This is a genomic window from Paracoccus contaminans, assembly GCF_002105555.1.
Lineage (GTDB): Bacteria > Pseudomonadota > Alphaproteobacteria > Rhodobacterales > Rhodobacteraceae > Paracoccus > Paracoccus contaminans.
Window position 1 is genome coordinate 315,416 of sequence record NZ_CP020612.1, and the last position, 16,573, is coordinate 331,988.

General features: G+C 69.0%; 14 protein-coding genes. 7 read left to right on the top strand and 7 right to left on the bottom strand.

Annotated elements, in window-relative coordinates:
- The first annotated feature begins 101 nt into the window (after positions 1 to 101).
- From B0A89_RS01555 to B0A89_RS01565, 3 genes are all read left to right on the top strand, one after another.
- Positions 102 to 1,532, top strand: coding sequence for a capsule biosynthesis protein (locus B0A89_RS01555; RefSeq protein ID WP_085376634.1), 1,431 nt, complete (start codon positions 102 to 104; stop codon positions 1,530 to 1,532).
- A 155-nt stretch (positions 1,533 to 1,687) separates the two neighbouring features.
- The gene (locus B0A89_RS01560; RefSeq protein ID WP_085378684.1) at positions 1,688 to 2,773 is read left to right on the top strand and encodes a polysaccharide biosynthesis/export family protein; all 1,086 of its coding nucleotides are present in this window, start codon (positions 1,688 to 1,690) and stop codon (positions 2,771 to 2,773) included.
- A gap of 1 nt (position 2,774) precedes the next feature.
- Positions 2,775 to 4,778, top strand: coding sequence for a capsular polysaccharide biosynthesis protein (locus B0A89_RS01565; protein WP_240558591.1), 2,004 nt, complete (start codon positions 2,775 to 2,777; stop codon positions 4,776 to 4,778).
- Positions 4,779 to 5,053: 275 nt separating this feature from the next.
- Here B0A89_RS01565 and ribD read toward each other — a convergent pair whose 3' ends face one another.
- The 3 genes from ribD to B0A89_RS01580 all read right to left on the bottom strand — a co-directional run bounded on the left by ribD (position 5,054) and on the right by B0A89_RS01580 (position 8,061).
- Positions 5,054 to 6,034 carry a bifunctional diaminohydroxyphosphoribosylaminopyrimidine deaminase/5-amino-6-(5-phosphoribosylamino)uracil reductase RibD gene (ribD, locus tag B0A89_RS01570; protein ID WP_085376636.1) on the bottom strand — a complete coding sequence of 327 codons (981 nt, stop codon included), beginning with the start codon at positions 6,032 to 6,034 and terminating at the stop codon, positions 5,054 to 5,056.
- A gap of 13 nt (positions 6,035 to 6,047) precedes the next feature.
- Positions 6,048 to 6,512, bottom strand: a complete 465-nt coding sequence (nrdR, locus tag B0A89_RS01575; protein WP_085376637.1) for a transcriptional regulator NrdR — start codon at positions 6,510 to 6,512, stop codon at positions 6,048 to 6,050.
- 133 nt (positions 6,513 to 6,645) lie between these two features.
- Complete coding sequence (locus B0A89_RS01580) at positions 6,646 to 8,061, bottom strand: DNA recombination protein RmuC (protein WP_240558592.1); 1,416 nt, start codon at positions 8,059 to 8,061, stop codon at positions 6,646 to 6,648.
- A 104-nt stretch (positions 8,062 to 8,165) separates the two neighbouring features.
- On the opposite strand from B0A89_RS01580, the gene B0A89_RS01585 reads away from it, so the two are divergent.
- The gene (locus B0A89_RS01585; protein WP_085376638.1) at positions 8,166 to 8,720 is read left to right on the top strand and encodes an NADPH-dependent FMN reductase; all 555 of its coding nucleotides are present in this window, start codon (positions 8,166 to 8,168) and stop codon (positions 8,718 to 8,720) included.
- Between the two features lie 3 nt (positions 8,721 to 8,723).
- On the opposite strand, the gene B0A89_RS01590 is transcribed toward B0A89_RS01585, so the two are convergent.
- From B0A89_RS01590 to B0A89_RS01605, 4 genes are all read right to left on the bottom strand, one after another.
- Positions 8,724 to 9,143 carry a BLUF domain-containing protein gene (locus tag B0A89_RS01590; RefSeq protein WP_085376639.1) on the bottom strand — a complete coding sequence of 140 codons (420 nt, stop codon included), beginning with the start codon at positions 9,141 to 9,143 and terminating at the stop codon, positions 8,724 to 8,726.
- On the bottom strand, positions 9,143 to 11,134 hold the full coding sequence (gene rpoD / locus B0A89_RS01595; RefSeq protein ID WP_157115209.1) for an RNA polymerase sigma factor RpoD: 1,992 nt from the start codon (positions 11,132 to 11,134) through the stop codon (positions 9,143 to 9,145). Before rpoD ends, B0A89_RS01590 begins: the two co-directional genes overlap by 1 nt.
- 129 nt (positions 11,135 to 11,263) lie before the next feature.
- Positions 11,264 to 13,153 carry a DNA primase gene (gene dnaG / locus B0A89_RS01600; RefSeq protein ID WP_085376641.1) on the bottom strand — a complete coding sequence of 630 codons (1,890 nt, stop codon included), beginning with the start codon at positions 13,151 to 13,153 and terminating at the stop codon, positions 11,264 to 11,266.
- A 7-nt stretch (positions 13,154 to 13,160) separates the two neighbouring features.
- On the bottom strand, positions 13,161 to 13,748 hold the full coding sequence (locus B0A89_RS01605) for a TetR-type transcription factor C-terminal domain-containing protein (protein ID WP_085376642.1): 588 nt from the start codon (positions 13,746 to 13,748) through the stop codon (positions 13,161 to 13,163).
- Between the two features lie 105 nt (positions 13,749 to 13,853).
- Here B0A89_RS01605 and B0A89_RS01610 point away from each other — a divergent pair, with 105 nt between their 5' ends.
- From B0A89_RS01610 to B0A89_RS01620, 3 genes are all read left to right on the top strand, one after another.
- Positions 13,854 to 14,405, top strand: coding sequence for a hypothetical protein (locus B0A89_RS01610; RefSeq protein ID WP_085376643.1), 552 nt, complete (start codon positions 13,854 to 13,856; stop codon positions 14,403 to 14,405).
- 12 nt (positions 14,406 to 14,417) lie between these two features.
- Complete coding sequence (locus B0A89_RS01615) at positions 14,418 to 15,581, top strand: alpha-hydroxy acid oxidase (RefSeq protein WP_085376644.1); 1,164 nt, start codon at positions 14,418 to 14,420, stop codon at positions 15,579 to 15,581.
- A 310-nt stretch (positions 15,582 to 15,891) separates the two neighbouring features.
- Entirely contained in the window at positions 15,892 to 16,521 is a 630-nt protein-coding gene (locus B0A89_RS01620; RefSeq protein ID WP_085376645.1) for a 50S ribosomal protein L25/general stress protein Ctc, read from the top strand.
- Positions 16,522 to 16,573 lie beyond the last annotated feature (52 nt).

The following is a 16,573-nucleotide window of genomic DNA, read 5'->3' on the forward strand; positions in this document are numbered from 1 at the left end:
CTGCACCCTGACGCTTGACCGCGCCGGGGCGAATACGATGTGTGATGCAGCGGCGAATCGCGGCGCGTCATGCGGGCGCAGGCGCAAGGAACGGCAAGGCGATGACTTCACCCCCATCACGGCCCTTGCTGCCGCCCGGCCCGGGGCAGGCAGCCCTGCCGGGCGCGGCGGAGGGCGGGCCGGCCGGGCCTTGCGCCGGAACCAGCCCGCCCGGCGCGGCGCAGCGGCGCGCCGCCATTGCCCGCCTACCCGCCGCGCAGCGGGTGTTCCTGCTGCTGCAGGGGCCGCATGGCCCCTTCTTTGACCGGCTCGGCGGATTGCTGCGGGATGCGGGGGCGGCGGTCTGGCGCGTCGGCTTCAACGCGGGGGATGAATTCTTCTGGCGCGACCGGGCGCATTTCATCCCCCATCCCGGCCCGCCCGAAGAATGGCCCGCGCATCTGGACCGGATCATCGCCGCGCGCGGCGTCACCGACATCGTCCTTTATGGCGATGTGCGGCCCATCCACGCCGCCGCGCGTGCCGCCGCCGAACGGCTGGGCCTTGTCCTGCATGTCTTCGAGGAAGGTTACCTGCGCCCCTACTGGATCACCTATGAACGGGGCGGGGCGAACGGGTATTCGGCCCTGATGGATATCGATGTCGATCAGATCCGCCGCATCGAGCACGCCTTCGGGGACGAGGTGAACCGTCCGCCCGCGCATTGGGGCGACATGCGCCAGCACAAGTTCTATGGCGCGCTTTATCATTTCCTGGTACTGACGGCGAACCGGCGCTATCCGGGCTTTGCCTCGCATCGTGACATCCCGCTGGGGCGCGAATTCTGGCTGAACCTGCGACGGCTGCTGCTGTCGCCTCTGGACGCGCTGGGCCGGTGGCGGCAGGGGCGGCGCATCCGGTCGGGCGGTTTTCCCTATGTGCTGGTGCTGATGCAGCTTGAGCATGATTCGAGCTTTCTGGCCCATTCCCCCTATCGCCGGATGGCCGAATTCACGCAGGAGGTGCTGTCCGCTTTTGCCGCCGCCGCGCCCCGCCACCATCACATCGTCTTCAAGGCCCACCCGCTTGAGGACGGGCGGGCGGCCCTGCAGCAAGTGATCGCGCGTCAGGCGCGTGCCCTGGGGATCGAGGCGCGCGTCCATCTGGTGCAGGGCGGCAAGCTGGCTGCGCTGCTGTCGCAGGCGCGGGCCGCGGTGACGATCAACTCGACCGCCGCCCAGCAGGCGCTGTGGCGGGGGCTGCCGGTCAAGGCGATGGGCCGGTCTGTCTATGCCAAGCCGGGGCTGGTCTCGGGGCAGACGCTGGATGATTTCCTGCGCCGCCCCCATTCCCCCGACAGGCGGCTTTATCGCCAGTATCGCAGCTATCTGCTGGATACCTGCCAGGTGCCGGGGGGCTTTTATGCCGCCCGCTCGCGCGCCCATGCGCTGCGCCTGGTGGTGGACATGATGCTTGATCCGCAGGACCCTTATGCCGCCCTCGAGGCCGGACGCGCGGCCAACCGGCAACAGATGGATCACGAATCACGTTGATCGCGCGTGTCGATGGAAGTTTCCAGCCGGACAGGCTAAGCTGAACGACAATCAAGAGGCCAATTCGCCCGAGAGGACAGGAGTTGCTTTCCGTGGTTGACGTTTCCGATATCCTAGGGCGCCCCGTCCGGCGCGACCTGCTGCGTCTTGCCGGCATGGCTTCGGTCAGCCTGCTTGCAGGATGCGCCCTGCCCCGCTCCGGTCCCAGCAAGAGGGAAATCCTCAAGGGCGACATCCAGCAGGGCGGCAATACCCATGTCGTCTATGTCGATGACCGCATCGCGCGCGAGGCAAGCTTTGCGCCCTCCTACGGCTTCGGGGCGCAGTTCACCGGCGCCGGCGCGGTCGGCGCGGACGAGATCCGGCCCGGCGACGTGCTGGGGCTGACGGTGTGGGAAAACGTCGATGACGGCCTGCTGGCCTCGATGGGCCAGTCGAACACCAACCTTCAGCAGCTGCAGGTTGACAGCAACGGCTATATCTTCGTGCCCTATGCCGGCCGGGTGAAGGCCGCAGGCAACACCCCCGACGAGCTGCGCCGCGTCATCACCCAGCGCCTGGAACAGCAGACGCCCGACCCGCAGGTAAGCGTGACCCGCGTCGCCGGCGACGGGGCGACGGTATCGGTCATGGGCAAGGTCAACGGGCAGGGCGTCTTTCCGATCGAACGGCCGACCCGGACCCTGTCGGCGATGCTGGCCCGCGCCGGGGGCGTGTCGATCGACCCCGAGATCGCCGTGGTCATCGTCAAGCGCGGCACCAATACCGGGCGCGTCTGGCTCAAGGATCTGTATGCCAATGCGCGCAACGACATCGCCCTGCGCCCCGGCGACGTGGTCCTGGTCGAGGAAGACCAGCGCAGCTTCACCGCGCTGGGCGCGCTGGGCGGGCAGACCAAGGTGCCGCTGGGATCCGAGGCGATCAACGCGCTCGAGGCGATCGCGATGGTCGGGGGGCTGAGCTCCAATCTCGCCGATCCCACCGGCGTCTTCGTCCTCAGGGACGAGCCGATGTCGGTCGCGCGCAAGGTGCTAAGCAAGCAGGTCTATGGCGATCAGCGCATGGCCTATGTGCTGGACCTGACGCGGCCCAACGGGCTGTTCGTGGCCCGCGACTTCATGATCCGCGACGGCGACACGGTCTATGTGACCGAGGCGCCCTATGTGCAGTGGCAAAAGACGCTGGGGGCGATCACCGGCGCGGCGGGCAGCGCCAACGCGCTGGAAAACGTCGCCCGCTGAATTGTCCGGCAGCGCCGGCACCGCCGGGGGCAGCCCCCGGCGGCTCGTCGTTCTGAACGGCGGATTTCTGACCCGGCCCCGGCTGCGCCGCATCCTTGCGCTGGCGGGATGGCGGCTGGCGGTTGGCCTGCCAAGGCCGGGCGATGCGGTGGGCATCTGGGGCGCCAGCCCGACCGCCTGGCGCGGCCGTGCCCTGGCCGCCCGCACCGGCGCGCCCCTGGTGACGGTCGAGGATGCGTTCCTACGTTCGGTCCTGCCGGGCCGCGATCCTTCGGCCCTGGGCAGGCGCGGGCCGGTCGGGCTGCTGATCGATCCGGCAGGGCTGCATTTCGACCCTGACGCGCCATCGCTGATCGAAACGCTGGCAACCTCCCCCCAGGCGGCCGCCCGCGCGGCCGAGGGCGAGGCAGCGATCGCCCGGCTGCGCGCGGCCGATCTGTCGAAATACAACGCCCATCGCGCCAGCGCACCGGCCCCGCCTGCCGGCTATGTGCTGGTCGTGGACCAGACGCGGGGCGATGCCTCGCTGCGCGGGCAGGGACGGGCGCTGTTCCTGGCGATGCTGGCCGCGGCGCGGGCCGAAAATCCGGGCGCACGGATCGTGCTGCGCAGCCATCCCGAAACCATCGCTGGCCACCGCGCCGGCCATCTGACCCCCGCCGACCTGCGGCCGGGCGAGCTGTTCTGCGACGCCCCCCTGTCGCCCTGGCGTCTGGCCGGGGGGGCGCAGGCGGTCTATGCGGTCAGCTCGCAACTGGGCTATGAGGCGCTGTTGTGCGGATGCCGGGTGCGGCTGTTCGGCCAGCCGTTCTACGCCGGCTGGGGCCTGACCGAGGATGAGAGGCCCCTGCCCCGGCGGCTGGGCCGCACGACCATGCCCGCGCTGTTCGCGGCAAGCCACCTGATGGCGCCGGTCTGGTATGATCCCTGCCTCGACCGCCTGACCGATTTCGAAGGCGCCCTGCGCCAGATCGAGGCCGAGGCCCGCGCCCATGCCGAGGACCGCGACGGGCACCTGGCCTATGGGATGCGCCTGTGGAAGCGGCCCGCCATCGCAAGGATCTTTGCAAATGGCGCAGGGGTTCGCTTTACCGGCCGCCCTTCGGACAGGGTGACGCTGGCCTGGGCCGGCCGGGCAGCAGCGGTCCCCAAGGCGGCGCGGGTCGAGGACGGCTTTCTGCGTTCGCGCGGGCTGGGGGCAGAGCTGGTCCCGCCACTGTCGCTGGTCGTGGACGACCTGGGGATCTATTATGATCCCGGCCGGGAAAGCCGGCTGGAACGGCTGATCGCCGCACCGCTGCCCCCCGGCGGGCGCGAGCGCGCGGCGGCGCTGATCGCGCGCCTGAATGCCGCGGCTCTGACCAAATACAACCTGCCCGGCGGAAAGCCCGCCATCATGCGGGATGGCCGAAGGGTGATCCTGGTGCCCGGACAGGTCGAGGATGACGCCTCGATCCGGCTGGGCGCGGGGATCGAGCGGACCAACCTTGCGCTGCTGGGGCGCGTGCGGGCAGAAAACCCCGACGCGCTGATCGTCTGGCGGCCCCATCCCGATGTCCGGGCCGGTCTGCGCCCCGGCGCCGTCGATTCCGGCGCGGCCGCCGCCCTTGCCGACCTGACCCTTGCCGATGCCGAGGCGGCAGCACTGATCGAAGCGGTGGACGAGGTCTGGACCATCACCTCGACCATGGGGTTCGAGGCGCTGCTGCGCGGCAAACCTGTCACCACCTTGGGCGCCCCCTTCTATGCCGGCTGGGGCCTGACCCGCGACCTTGGCCCCATTCCCGCGCGGCGTCAGGCGCGGGTCGATCTGCAGACCCTCGTTCACGCGGCGCTGATCGCATATCCGCGCTATCACGACCCGCTGAGCGGGCTGCCCTGCCCCGCGGAAACCGTGCTGGAGCGGCTGTCGGGCCAGGCCGCGCTGCCCGCGCCGCGCGGCCTTGGATGGCTTGCCAAGGCGCAAGGGACGTTGGCCGGTCACAGCTGGCTGTGGCGCGGATAGACCAACCGTGCGGCAGGCCTGTCGAGGCCGGTGCAGGATCGCGCAGGGTCATGGGGGCGGGGCGATCGGCGCGCGCCTGCCATTCGGTTCCGGGGCTGGCAAAGGGCGCGGCGGGCTGTGCGGGGTATGGCCAGCGCCCGCCCTGCGGAACAAAAGGCCGGCGGCATGAGGGGCAGACCGAGGGCGGGCATGCGGTTCCCCTGCTGCGCGACCCTGTTCCCCAGGCGCCAGCAGGTGGGGGCGGCCGTGATGGCGAATGCGCCTGACAGGGCGCGTCAGGGGCTGCGCAGCCAGCGGTGAAACAGGTCGCCGCCAATGGGGCGGCTTTCGACCAGGCGAAAGCGCGGGGCGTCGCCCAGCGCCTGCACCCCCAGATCGCCGATCGCCGGGCGCCCGGCGGCGCCCAGCACCAATCCTGCGGTATAGCAGGCAAGCTGATCGACCAGCCCTTGGGCGAGCAGCGCGCCCGCCAGCTGCCCCCCGCCCTCGCACAGCACCCGTGTCAGCCCGCGTTCGGCCAGCATGGCCATGGCCTTGGGCAGGGGACCGGGCAGAACCAGCAAGGGGCCGTGATCAGCGTCCTCGGGCGGCAAGTCGGGGATCGCCCCCTGCCTGATCACCACCCGCACCGGCTGGCGCACCGGGCCAAAGCCGCGCACGTTCAGCGCCGGCCGGTCCGCGCGCGCGGTTCCCGCGCCCACCATGACGGCATCATGCATCAGGCGCAGCAGGTGGACATGCCGGCGCGCCGCATCCCCGGTAATCCAGCGGCTTTCGCCCGCGGCGGTCGCGATGCGGCCGTCAAAGCTGCCTGCCAGCTTGAGCGTGACCATCGGCCGGCCTCGCGTGACACGGGACAGAAAGCCCTGCTGCATCGCGGCGGCCTCGGCTGCGCAGATCCCTTCGGCCACCTCGATCCCGGCGGCGCGCAGCCTGGCATGACCGCGCCCGGCCACGCGCGGGTCGGGATCGGTCAATGCGCTGACCACGCGCCCGACCCCCGCCGCAACCAGCGCATCGGCGCAGGGCGGCGTGCGGCCGTGATGGGCGCATGGCTCGAGCGTCACATAGGCGGTCGCACCGCGCGCCGCCCCGCCCGCTGCATCCAGCGCCATGCGCTCGGCATGGGGGCGCCCGCCCGGCTGCGTCCAGCCGCGCCCGACCACGCGGCCTTGGCGCACCAGAACGCAGCCGACCGCGGGATTGGGCCAGGTGTTGCCAAGGCCGCGCCGCGCGATCCGCAGCGCATGGGCCATGTGGCGGATGTCCTCAGCCCTCACCGTCGGCCGGGCGCAGTTCGCTGACGAAGCGATCGAAATCATCCGCTGCCTGAAAGTTCTTGTAAACGCTGGCAAAACGGACATAGCCGACGGTGTCGATCCGGGCGAGCGCCTCCATCACGATCTCGCCGATCACCTTCGAGGCGATGTCGGTGTCGCCCATGCTTTCCAGCCGCCGCACGATGCCCGAGATCATCTGATCGATCCGTTCCGGCTCGACGGGGCGCTTCTGCATGGCGATGCGGATCGAACGCGACAGCTTGTCACGGTCAAAATCCTCGCGCCGGCCATTCGACTTGATGACGACCAGATCGCGCAGCTGCACCCGTTCATAGGTGGTGAAGCGGCCCGCGCAGGCCGGGCAGAAGCGGCGGCGGCGAATGGCCACATTGTCTTCGGCCGGACGTGAATCCTTGACCTGCGTGTCGATGTTTCCACAGAACGGACACCGCATCGTTGGACCCCTGAGAGTGGCTTGGCAGCGCCGACTATATGCGGCGTCGCACCCGTTGGGTAGGCATGGCGAAAGACCACAAGATAGGGACAGGCGCCCTGTTGCACCGGCGCTGCGAGTAACCCGTGTCAGGTCAGTTCCCGCCCTGCCCCAGCAGCGGGGCGGACGAAGGCTCGGCTTCGGCATCGTGGTCAAGGGCGATGCGCTTTTGCGCCCGCGCGCCCAGCGCGCGCAGCTTCTCGACCTGACCGATGACATTGCCCGACCCGCGGGCAAGGCGGTCCATCGCGGTCGCATGCGCCCGGCCTGCCCCGTCCAGCGCCTTGCCCACCTCCTCCATCGCGGCGACAAAGCCGGCAACCTTGTCGTAAAGATGGCCTGCGCGGACCGCGATATCCATGGCGTTCGTCTCTCGCCGCTCGACCGTCCAGATGTGATCGACCGTTCGCAGCGTCAGCATCAGCGTGGTGGGCGTGGCAAGACCGATGCGACGGTCCAGCGCAAAGACCGCCAAGGCGGGATCGACGCGCAGCGCCTCGGAAAAGGCGCCCTCGATGGGAATGAACATCAGCACGTAATCGACCGAGGCATCGTCGATCTGGTGATAGCCCTTGGCGGACAGCGCGGTGACATGGGCGCGGATCGCCGCGACATGGCGGCGCAAAGCCTCGCCGCGCTCGGTCTCGTTATCGGTGTTGACGGCGATCTCATAGTCGTTGAGCGACACCTTGCTGTCGATCACCAGCACCTTGCGCCGCGGCATGCGCACGACCACGTCGGGGCGCCAGGTCTTGCCGTCCTCGGCCTGCCAGCTTTCCTGCGTCTCGTAATGGGTGCCCCGTTCCAGCCCGGAGGCCTCCAGCACCCGTTCCAAGATCATCTCGCCCCAGGCGCCCTGCCGCTGCTTTTCGCCCTTGAGCGCGCGGGTCAGCGCCACCGCGTCGCGGCCGATTTCCTCTGAACGACGGTGCAGCCCCTCGATCTGCTCGCGCAGCGCGGCGCGTTCCTCGTCCACCGCCTTGTTGCGGGCCTGAAGCTCGCCCTGAAAGACCTGCACCTGTTCACGGAAGGGCGTCAGCAGGGCGGCCAGGCGTTCGCCATGGGTCTTTTCCAGATCCGCGCCCTGCCGGCGCAGGGATTCATCGGCCATCAGGCGGAACTGACCGGTCATTTCCTCGCGCAGATCGCGCAGCATGGCCGTTTCCCGTTCCGCCGCGGCGCGGTCCTTCTGGGCGGCCAGCCGGGTTTCGGCAAGCTGGCGGCCCAGCGACGATATCTCGTCGCGTGCGGCATGCAGCGCATCGCGCAGCCCGTCACGCTCGTCCGATATCTCGCCCAGCCGCCCGGCATAACCGTCCAGACGGGTGCGCGCCTCGGCCTCGCGCAGCGCCAGCGCCTGCAGCTCGCTGCGGGCCTGCTCCTGCTGCGCGAGCAGCTCTGAAAGCGCATGGCCGCGCCGCAGCAGCACGGCCCCCAGCAGCACCGCCGCCCCGGCGCAGACCGCCGCAATCATCCGCAGCCCCGCCGGATCGGCCCACCAAGCCTGCATGTGAACCCCCATTCGGCAATCATCGGTGATGTTCCCGATTTGGTCCGAAACTTCAACCGGTCTTTCAGGGTTAGGTCAGACAGTTCACCCACCAGGACATCCTCATGCCTTACACAATCGCCGTCCTTGTCGGCTCGCTGCGGTCGGAATCGATCAACCGGCGGCTGGCCCTCGCCCTTGAAAAACTTGCCCGCGGCAAGCTGGTTTTCGACTATGCCTCTCTGGGCGATCTGCCGCTCTATAATGACGATCTGTGGCAGGATGGGCGCGCGCCCGAGCCTGTGATGCGGCTCAAGGATGTGATCGGGCAGGCAGACGGGGTGCTGTTCGTGACGCCGGAATATAATCGCACTGTGCCGGGCCTGCTGGTCAATGCCTGCGACTGGGCGAGCCGCCCCTATGGCCAGTCATCCTTCGAGGGCAAGCCCGCTGCGGCCATCGGCGCCTCGGTCGGCGCGATCGGCACGGCCATGGCCCAATCGCATCTGCGGTCGAACATGCTGGGTCTGGGCCTTGTGCCCATGGGACGGCCGGAGGCATTCATCCACTGGAAGCCTGACCACTACGCCGAGGATGGCAGCATCAGCGACGAGGCAACGAAGGCCTTTCTGCAATCCTTCGTCGACAGCCTTGCTGCCCATGTAGAGCGGCTGTCGTAACCCTCAGGCGTGCTGGGCGCGGCTGCGTTCCTTGAGAAACATCAGGATCGAGCGGGCATAGGCCTCCCGCTTGATCTGCGCGACGGGCTCGCGGGCCAGCCATTCCAGAAGCGAATCATCCTCGTGCTGGGAATAGCCCATCCGCCAGTCGGGAAATTGGGGCACCGCTTCGGTGCCGCGGTGCAGATAGGTGACAGCCTCGTGGCGCGGGTCACTCTCGATGATCTTCTGCACCGCCGCCAGGTTTGCGGCCGGCCCTTCAAGCCACTGGAAGAAAAAGCCTTCCTCATGATGCAAAAAGCCGGTCAGCCCCAGCTGACTGTTGCGCACACGCGCCCTTCCCAGCAGATGTTCTGCGGCGGCCGAGCCGGGCAGGATCGAGGTTTCACTGCGATACAGAAGGTTCGCAACCCGCTCCGACATCACTGGTCAAGGAAACTGCGCAGCTTGCGCGAACGGCTGGGGTGCTTGAGCTTGCGCAATGCCTTGGCCTCGATCTGGCGAATACGTTCACGGGTGACGCTGAACTGCTGGCCGACTTCCTCAAGCGTGTGGTCGGTGTTCATGCCGATGCCGAAGCGCATCCGCAGCACCCGCTCCTCGCGCGGGGTCAGGGAGGCCAGAACACGCGTCGTCGTTTCCTTGAGGTTTTCCTGAATGGCCGAGTCGAGCGGCAGGACGGCGTTCTTGTCCTCGATGAAATCGCCAAGCTGGCTGTCCTCCTCGTCCCCGATCGGGGTTTCAAGGCTGATCGGCTCCTTGGCGATCTTCATCACCTTGCGGACCTTTTCCAGCGGCATCTGCAGCTTTTCGGCCAGCTCCTCGGGCGTCGGCTCGCGGCCGATCTCGTGCAGCATCTGCCGGCCGGTGCGCACCAGCTTGTTGATCGTCTCGATCATGTGGACCGGGATGCGGATCGTCCGGGCCTGATCGGCGATCGACCGGGTGATCGCCTGCCGGATCCACCAGGTCGCATAGGTGCTGAACTTGTAGCCGCGGCGGTATTCGAACTTGTCCACCGCCTTCATCAGGCCGATATTGCCTTCCTGAATGAGATCAAGGAATTGCAGCCCGCGGTTGGTGTATTTCTTGGCGATCGAGATGACGAGGCGCAGGTTCGCCTCGACCATTTCCTTCTTGGCCTGACGCGCCTCCTTCTCGCCGCGCTGGACCTGGTTCACGATGCGGCGGAACTCCTCGATGTCCACCCCGACATGCTGGCCGACCATCGCCATCTCGGCGCGCAACTGCTCGACCTGCGGGCGCGAGCGGTCCAGCAGCGCCTGCCAGCCGCGGCCCTTGTTCTGGCCCATCCGCTCGATCCAGCCGGGGTCGAGTTCCGAGCCGCGATAGGCGTCGATGAACTCGCGCCGGTTGATACGGGCGGCGTCGGCCAGCTTGACCATGCCCGAATCGATCGTGACGATCCGGCGGTTGATGCCGTAGATCTGGTCGACCAGCGCCTCGATGCGGTTGTTGTGCAGGTGCAGCTCGTTCACCAGCGCGACGATCTGGCTGCGCAGCGTCTGATAGGCGGCCTCGTCCCCGGCGGAAAAGCTGGCATCCTCGTTCAGGGTCGCGGACATCCGCTGATCCTGCATGTCGGCCAGCATTTCATAATCGCGGGCGATGATTTCCAGCGTCTCCAGCACGCGGGGCTTGAGGCTTGCCTCCATCGCCGCCAGGGACAGGTTCTGCCCGTCGTCCTCGTCATCCTCGGCATCGTCGCGGCGCAGGGGGTTGCCGTCCGCGTCCACCTCGTCGCCGGCCCAGTCGGGCTTGCCGGGGGCGCCATCCACCGCACCCAGCCCCAGGCCGACCGGCAGGTCCACCTCGCTCTCGCCCTCGCCCTCCATCGAACGGCCGAAGGTGGTTTCCAGGTCGATCACGTCGCGCAGCAGGATATCTTCGTTCAGCAGTTCCTGGCGCCACATGGTGATCGCCCGGAAGGTCAGCGGGCTTTCGCACAGCCCGGCGATCATGGTGTTGCGGCCGGCCTCGATCCGCTTGGCGATGGCGATCTCGCCCTCGCGCGAGAGCAGTTCGACCGATCCCATCTCGCGCAGATACATGCGCACCGGATCATCGGTGCGGTCCAGCTTTTCGGTTTCGGTGGTCGCAACCGCGATCTCGCGGCTGGTCGAGGCAGGAACGACGGCGCCTGCCGGCTCGCCTTCCTCGGCCTCCTCGTCCTCGATGACGTTGATGCCCATTTCGGACAGCATCGACATCACGTCCTCGATCTGTTCGGACGACACCTGATCGGGCGGCAGGACGGTGTTGAGCTGGTCATAGGTGATATAGCCGCGCTCGCGGGCATCGGCGATCATGCGCTTGACGGCGGCCTGGCTCATATCCAGTGAATGGTCGTCATCCTGGGCTTCCGGCTTGTCGTCGTCGTCCTTGGCCATCACACTGTCCTTCTTGCGATCGATTCGGATTGCCCGAATCAGCTCGGGATTCCGGCGTTTCTAATCCGATCCCCTGCCCCGGTCAAAGCGGGGCCGGGGCGATGATTCGGCCCCGATTCGGCCGGGCCGCGCTCAGCGCCTGCGGCGCTTCATCAGCGCCTCCGCCTCGGCGCGGGCGGCGGCGAACTGGTCGGCCAGCGAACGCTGGTCCCCCATCACCCCGCTGTCGCCCCCCAGGTCGGGATGATCGGCCTGCTGGCGGGCGCGGGCCGACTGGGTGACCCGCCAGGTCAGCCCCTCATCCACCAGCCCCTCCATCTCGGCCTCGGCGCGCGCGATCTCCTCGCGCGCGGCGCGGCGGGCCTCGATCCGGTCGAAGGCATTGAGCAGCATCTGCTGGGCGGCATCATCGCTTGCGGCAGGGTGCGCGACCCCGGGCGCGGAACGCACATGGGGATCGGCCATCACGGCATCAAGGGCCGCGCGCCCCGCCGCGCTCATCGCCCCGGCCAGCAGGTCATGGACCAAGGCCGCGCGGCCCGGATCGGCCGGGTCGAGCCGTTCCAGACGCGCCTCCACCCGGCCGACCAGGGCGGGATGGGTGGCGCACAGCGCCAGGATCACCGCCTCGATCAGCGCCTCGCCCGGATCGGCCGCGACCAGGGTCGAGGCGCGGGTCTGCGGCGCGGGGGGCTGCGGCTCGCCGCGCCGGGCAAAGCGCCCCCGTTCAGCCCGCGCGGGGGCGAACAGCGCCCAGCGCTTGCGCTTGAACGCGGCGGCATAGTGTTCGCGCGTCGCCGCATCCTGGATGCGCGCGACCGCATCGGCCAGCGCCTTGTCCAGCGCCGCCTTGCGTTCGGGGCTGTCAAAGCTGCGCCCATCGGTTTCCCGCTGCCAGAGCAAGTCGGCCAGCGGCTGGGCCTGGTCCAGCACCGCCCGCATCGCCCCTGCCCCGCCAGCCCGGACCAGATCGTCCGGATCCTGCCCCGCCGGCAGCAGCGCAAAGCGCAGCGCCTGCCCCGGCCCCGTCAGCGGCAGCGCCAGGTCGATCAGCCGCATCGCCGCGCGCAGGCCCGCCGCATCACCGTCCAGCGCGATCACCGGCTCGGGCGAGACGCGCCACATCAGGCGCAGCTGATCCTCGGTGATGGCGGTGCCCAGGGGGGCGACGGCGCCCTCGATCCCGGCGCGGACAAGGGCGATCACGTCCATATAGCCTTCGGCGACGACCAGCGGCGCACCCTTGGCCACCGCCGCGCGGGCGGGGGCGAGGTTGTAGAGATTGCGCCCCTTGTCGAACAGCGCGGTCTCGGGGCCGTTGAGGTATTTGGCCCGCGCGTTCGGGTCCATGGCCCGGCCGCCGAACGAAATGCAGCGGCCCCGCCCGTCGCGGATCGGAAAGATGATCCGCCCGCGAAAGCGGTCATAGGCCGCGCCGCCGTCATCGGGCTTGATGGCGACCCCCGCCTCGACCGCCAGCGCCTCGGGCACGCCCGCTTGGGCAAGATGGCGGATCAGCCCCTGCCGCAGGTCGGGGGCAAAGCCGATGTCGAACCGTTCGAGCGTATCCCGGTCAAGGCCGCGCCCGGCCAGATAATCGCGCGCGCCCGCGCCCGCGCCCGTCTGCAGCTGCAGGCGGAACCAGCGCACCGCGCTGTCCATCACCTCGACCAGCTGGGCGCGGCGGTCGGTCTGCTGCCGCTCGCGCGGGGTGCGTTCGGGCATGGGCAGGCCCGCCTCGGCCGCCAGGGCGGCGACCGCATCCATGAAGGACATGCCCTCGGCCTCTTTCAGAAAGCCCAGCGCGTCGCCCTTGGCGTGGCAGCCGAAGCAGTAGTAAAAGCCCTTCTGATCATCGACATGGAAGGACGCGGTCTTTTCCGAATGAAAGGGACAGGGCGCCCACCAGTCGCCCTTGGCCTGGTTCGACTTGCGCAGATCCCATGTCACGCGCCGTCCCACGATCCGGCTGATCGGAACGCGGTTGCGCAGTTCGTCAAGAAATCCGGGCGGCAAGCTCATGGCCCCATCATCCCGCGCCGACCGCCCCCCTCGCAAGGGCCCAGTAATGGTCCGCCAGGGCCGCGCGGTCGAGCCGCCCGTCTTCGCGGAACCAGTTGATCACGCCGGTCAGCATGGCGATCAGGGCCATCGCCGCCAGGCGCGGATCGGCCAGGCGCATCGCCCCGCTGGCGGCGCCCGCCTGCAGAATGCCGGTCAGATCGTCCTCATACCGCCGGCGCAGCGATCCGATCAGGGCGCGGTTTTCCGAGGAAAGATTGCGCAGTTCCATATAGCTGAGGAACACCGAATCCGAATGATCCAGCGAATAGGCGATGTGAAAGCGCACGAACCGTTCCAGTCGCACCAGCGGCGGTTCCGCGGGCGTGTCGGACCAGGCGGCCAGCAACAGCTCCATATGCTCGCGCAGCAGATCGGCCAGCAGCGCCTGCTTGTCAGGCGTATAGGCATACAGCGCCCCTGCCTGCACCCCGACCGCCGCTGCGATCTGGCGCATCGAGACGGCGGCATAGCCATGGCGCGCAAACAGCCGCAAGGCGGCGTCGCGGACAAGCGGGCCGGTGATCTCGGCGCGGGAACCTTGGGTGCGGGCCATGAGGCGGCCTTGTAGGCCAAGCCGCGCCGGGGGGAAAGCGGCGGCGATGCCCGGCCAAGGGGCGGTGCGCCTTGCCGCCGCGTCAGCGGGTGCTATCCTTGGCCGATGTCGCCTATCCGCCGCCTTCCGTTCCTGCTGATCCTTGCTGCCTGCACGGGGCAGGACCGGGGCGATTACCCGCAGCTTCTGCCGCTGTCGCAGATCAACCAGCCCCCTGCGGTTCCGGCCCATGCCGCCGATGCCGCAGCCGACCCGCAAGCCGTGGGTGCGGCGCTCGACGCGCGTCGGGCTGAGGCCGCTGCCCGCGCCACCGCCATGCGTGCCCCCGTGACGGATGCAGCGGCGCTGGGCCGCCGCGCGGACGATCTGCAACGCCGGGCCGGGGCGCTGGCGCAGACGCCGATGCCCCAGGCCGCCCCCCAGGGCGAGCCGGCGGCCGCGCCCGGCCCCATCACGACCAGCCCTGCCCCGGCCGATCCTGCACCGCCGGGCGCTGCCGGCGCGGCCGCGGGCAAGGACGATGCTTTCACCGCCGCGCGGGCGGAGGCCCTGCGCGAGCGCGCCCGCGCCCTGTCCGGCCGCCCCGTCACCGGCGCGCCACGCCCATCCCCGGCAGCCCCTGGCTGCCCACCCGACCCCACGTCCTGCAATCCCTAGCGGAGCCAAGCCATGCCCGTCATCACGTCGATCGAGGACCTCAAGCGAATCCACAAGCTGCGCGCGCCGCGGATGTTCTATGATTACGCGGAATCGGGCAGCTATACCGAACAGACCTTCCGCGAGAACACGACCGACTTCCAGCAGATCCGCCTGCGCCAGAAGGTCGCCGTGGACATGTCCAACCGCTTGCTGGCCTCGGACATGATCGGGCAGCCGGTGACGATGCCGGTCGGGCTGTCGCCGGTCGGCATGACGGGGATGCAGAGCGCCGACGGCGAGATCAAGGCCGCCCGCGCCGCCGAGGCCTTCGGCGTGCCGTTCTGCCTGTCCACCATGTCGATCAGCTCGATCGAGGACGTGGCCGCGCATACGAGCAGGCCCTTCATGTTCCAGCTTTATGTCATGCGCGATCAGGAATTCCTGGAGGCCATCATCAACCGCGCCAAGGCGGCGGGCTGCTCGGCGCTGGTGCTGACGCTGGACCTGCAGATCCTCGGGCAGCGGCACAAGGATCTCAAGAACGGGCTGTCGGCCCCGCCCAAGCTGACACCTTCGGCCATGCTGGACCTGGCGACGCGCTGGCGCTGGGGCATGGGGATGCTGCGCACCAAGCGCCGCTTCTTCGGCAATATCGTCGGCCATGCCAAGGGGGTGGCGGACGCGTCGAACCTGTCCAGCTGGACGGCCGAACAGTTCGACCCGCAGCTTGACTGGACCAAGATCGCGCGCATCCGCGACATGTGGGGCGGCAAGCTGATCCTCAAGGGAATCATGGATGAGGATGACGCCCGCCGGGCCGCCGATTTCGGGGCCGATGCGATCATCGTGTCGAACCATGGCGGGCGGCAACTGGACGGGGCGCTGTCCTCGATCAAGATGCTGCCGCGCATCGTCGCGGCGGTGGGCGACCGGGTGGAAATCCACATGGACAGCGGCATCCGCTCGGGGCAGGACGCGCTCAAGGCTCTGGCCATGGGGGCCCATGCGACCTGGATCGGGCGGGCCTGGCTCTACGGGCTGGGCGCGATGGGCGAAAAGGGCGTGACGCGCGCGCTGGAGATCATCCGGGCCGAGATGGACACCACCATGGCCCTGTGCGGCGAGCGCGACATCCGCAATGTGGGCCGGCACAATCTGTATGTGCCGACCGCCTGGGCCACGGAATACGCCTGAGCATCGCCTTTGGGGAACGGCGCCTGCGGGCATATTGCCCGCCAGCCTGGCCCCGAGCGGCCGGGCAAATCCTGACCCGCGCATCGGATCTGCGCTGCCGTGTGCAGGCATGCAGCGCCCTGGTGCCAGGGGGCCGGACCCCGTGCCTTCGGCATGCGCGCCGGGGGGGGCCTGAGCCGCGCGCCCACCCATAATCGCAGCCTGCCCGGCTTCGCCGCTTGCCTTGGCCGGGCAGGCGCGCTATGCGCGCGGCTTGCCGTCCATGCACCCTTGGAGGATGGGCGGCTGTCGCAAGCAAAGGAATACCGACATGGCCAAAGAGATCCCGGATCTGGTGGCCGAGGCACGCGCGGGGACAGGCAAGGGGGCCGCCCGCCAAGCTCGCCGCGATGGCAAGGTGCCCGGCATCGTCTATGGCGACGGCAAGGATCCGTCGCCCATCCAGATGGACTTCAACCCCCTGCTGACCCGCCTGCGCGCGGGCCGCTTCATGTCCACGCTGTTCAACCTCAAGGTCGAGGGACAGGACGACGTGCGCGTGATCTGCCGCGGCGTGCAGCGCGACGTGGTCAAGGACCTGCCGACGCATATCGACTTCATGCGCGTTCACCGCAACACGCGGATCAACCTGTTCGTGCATGTCGAGTTCACCGGCCACGATGACGCCCCCGGTCTCAAGCGCGGCGGCACGCTGGTCGTGGTGCGCCCCGAGGTCGAGCTGATGGTCACCGCCTCGGACATCCCCGATCACCTGACCGTCGATCTGACCGGCCGCAAGATCGGCGATGTCATCCACATCGGCGACATCCAGCTGCCGGCCGGCGCCAGGCCGACCATCGACCGCAACTTCGTCATCGCCAACATCGCCGCCCCCTCGGGCCTGGGCGCGGCCGATGAGGAAGGCGAGGACACGGCCGCCGACGCCGACGCCCAGTCCTGACGCGGCAAGATCCAAAGGCCGGCGGCCAGGCCTATCGGCGACAGGGGGCGGT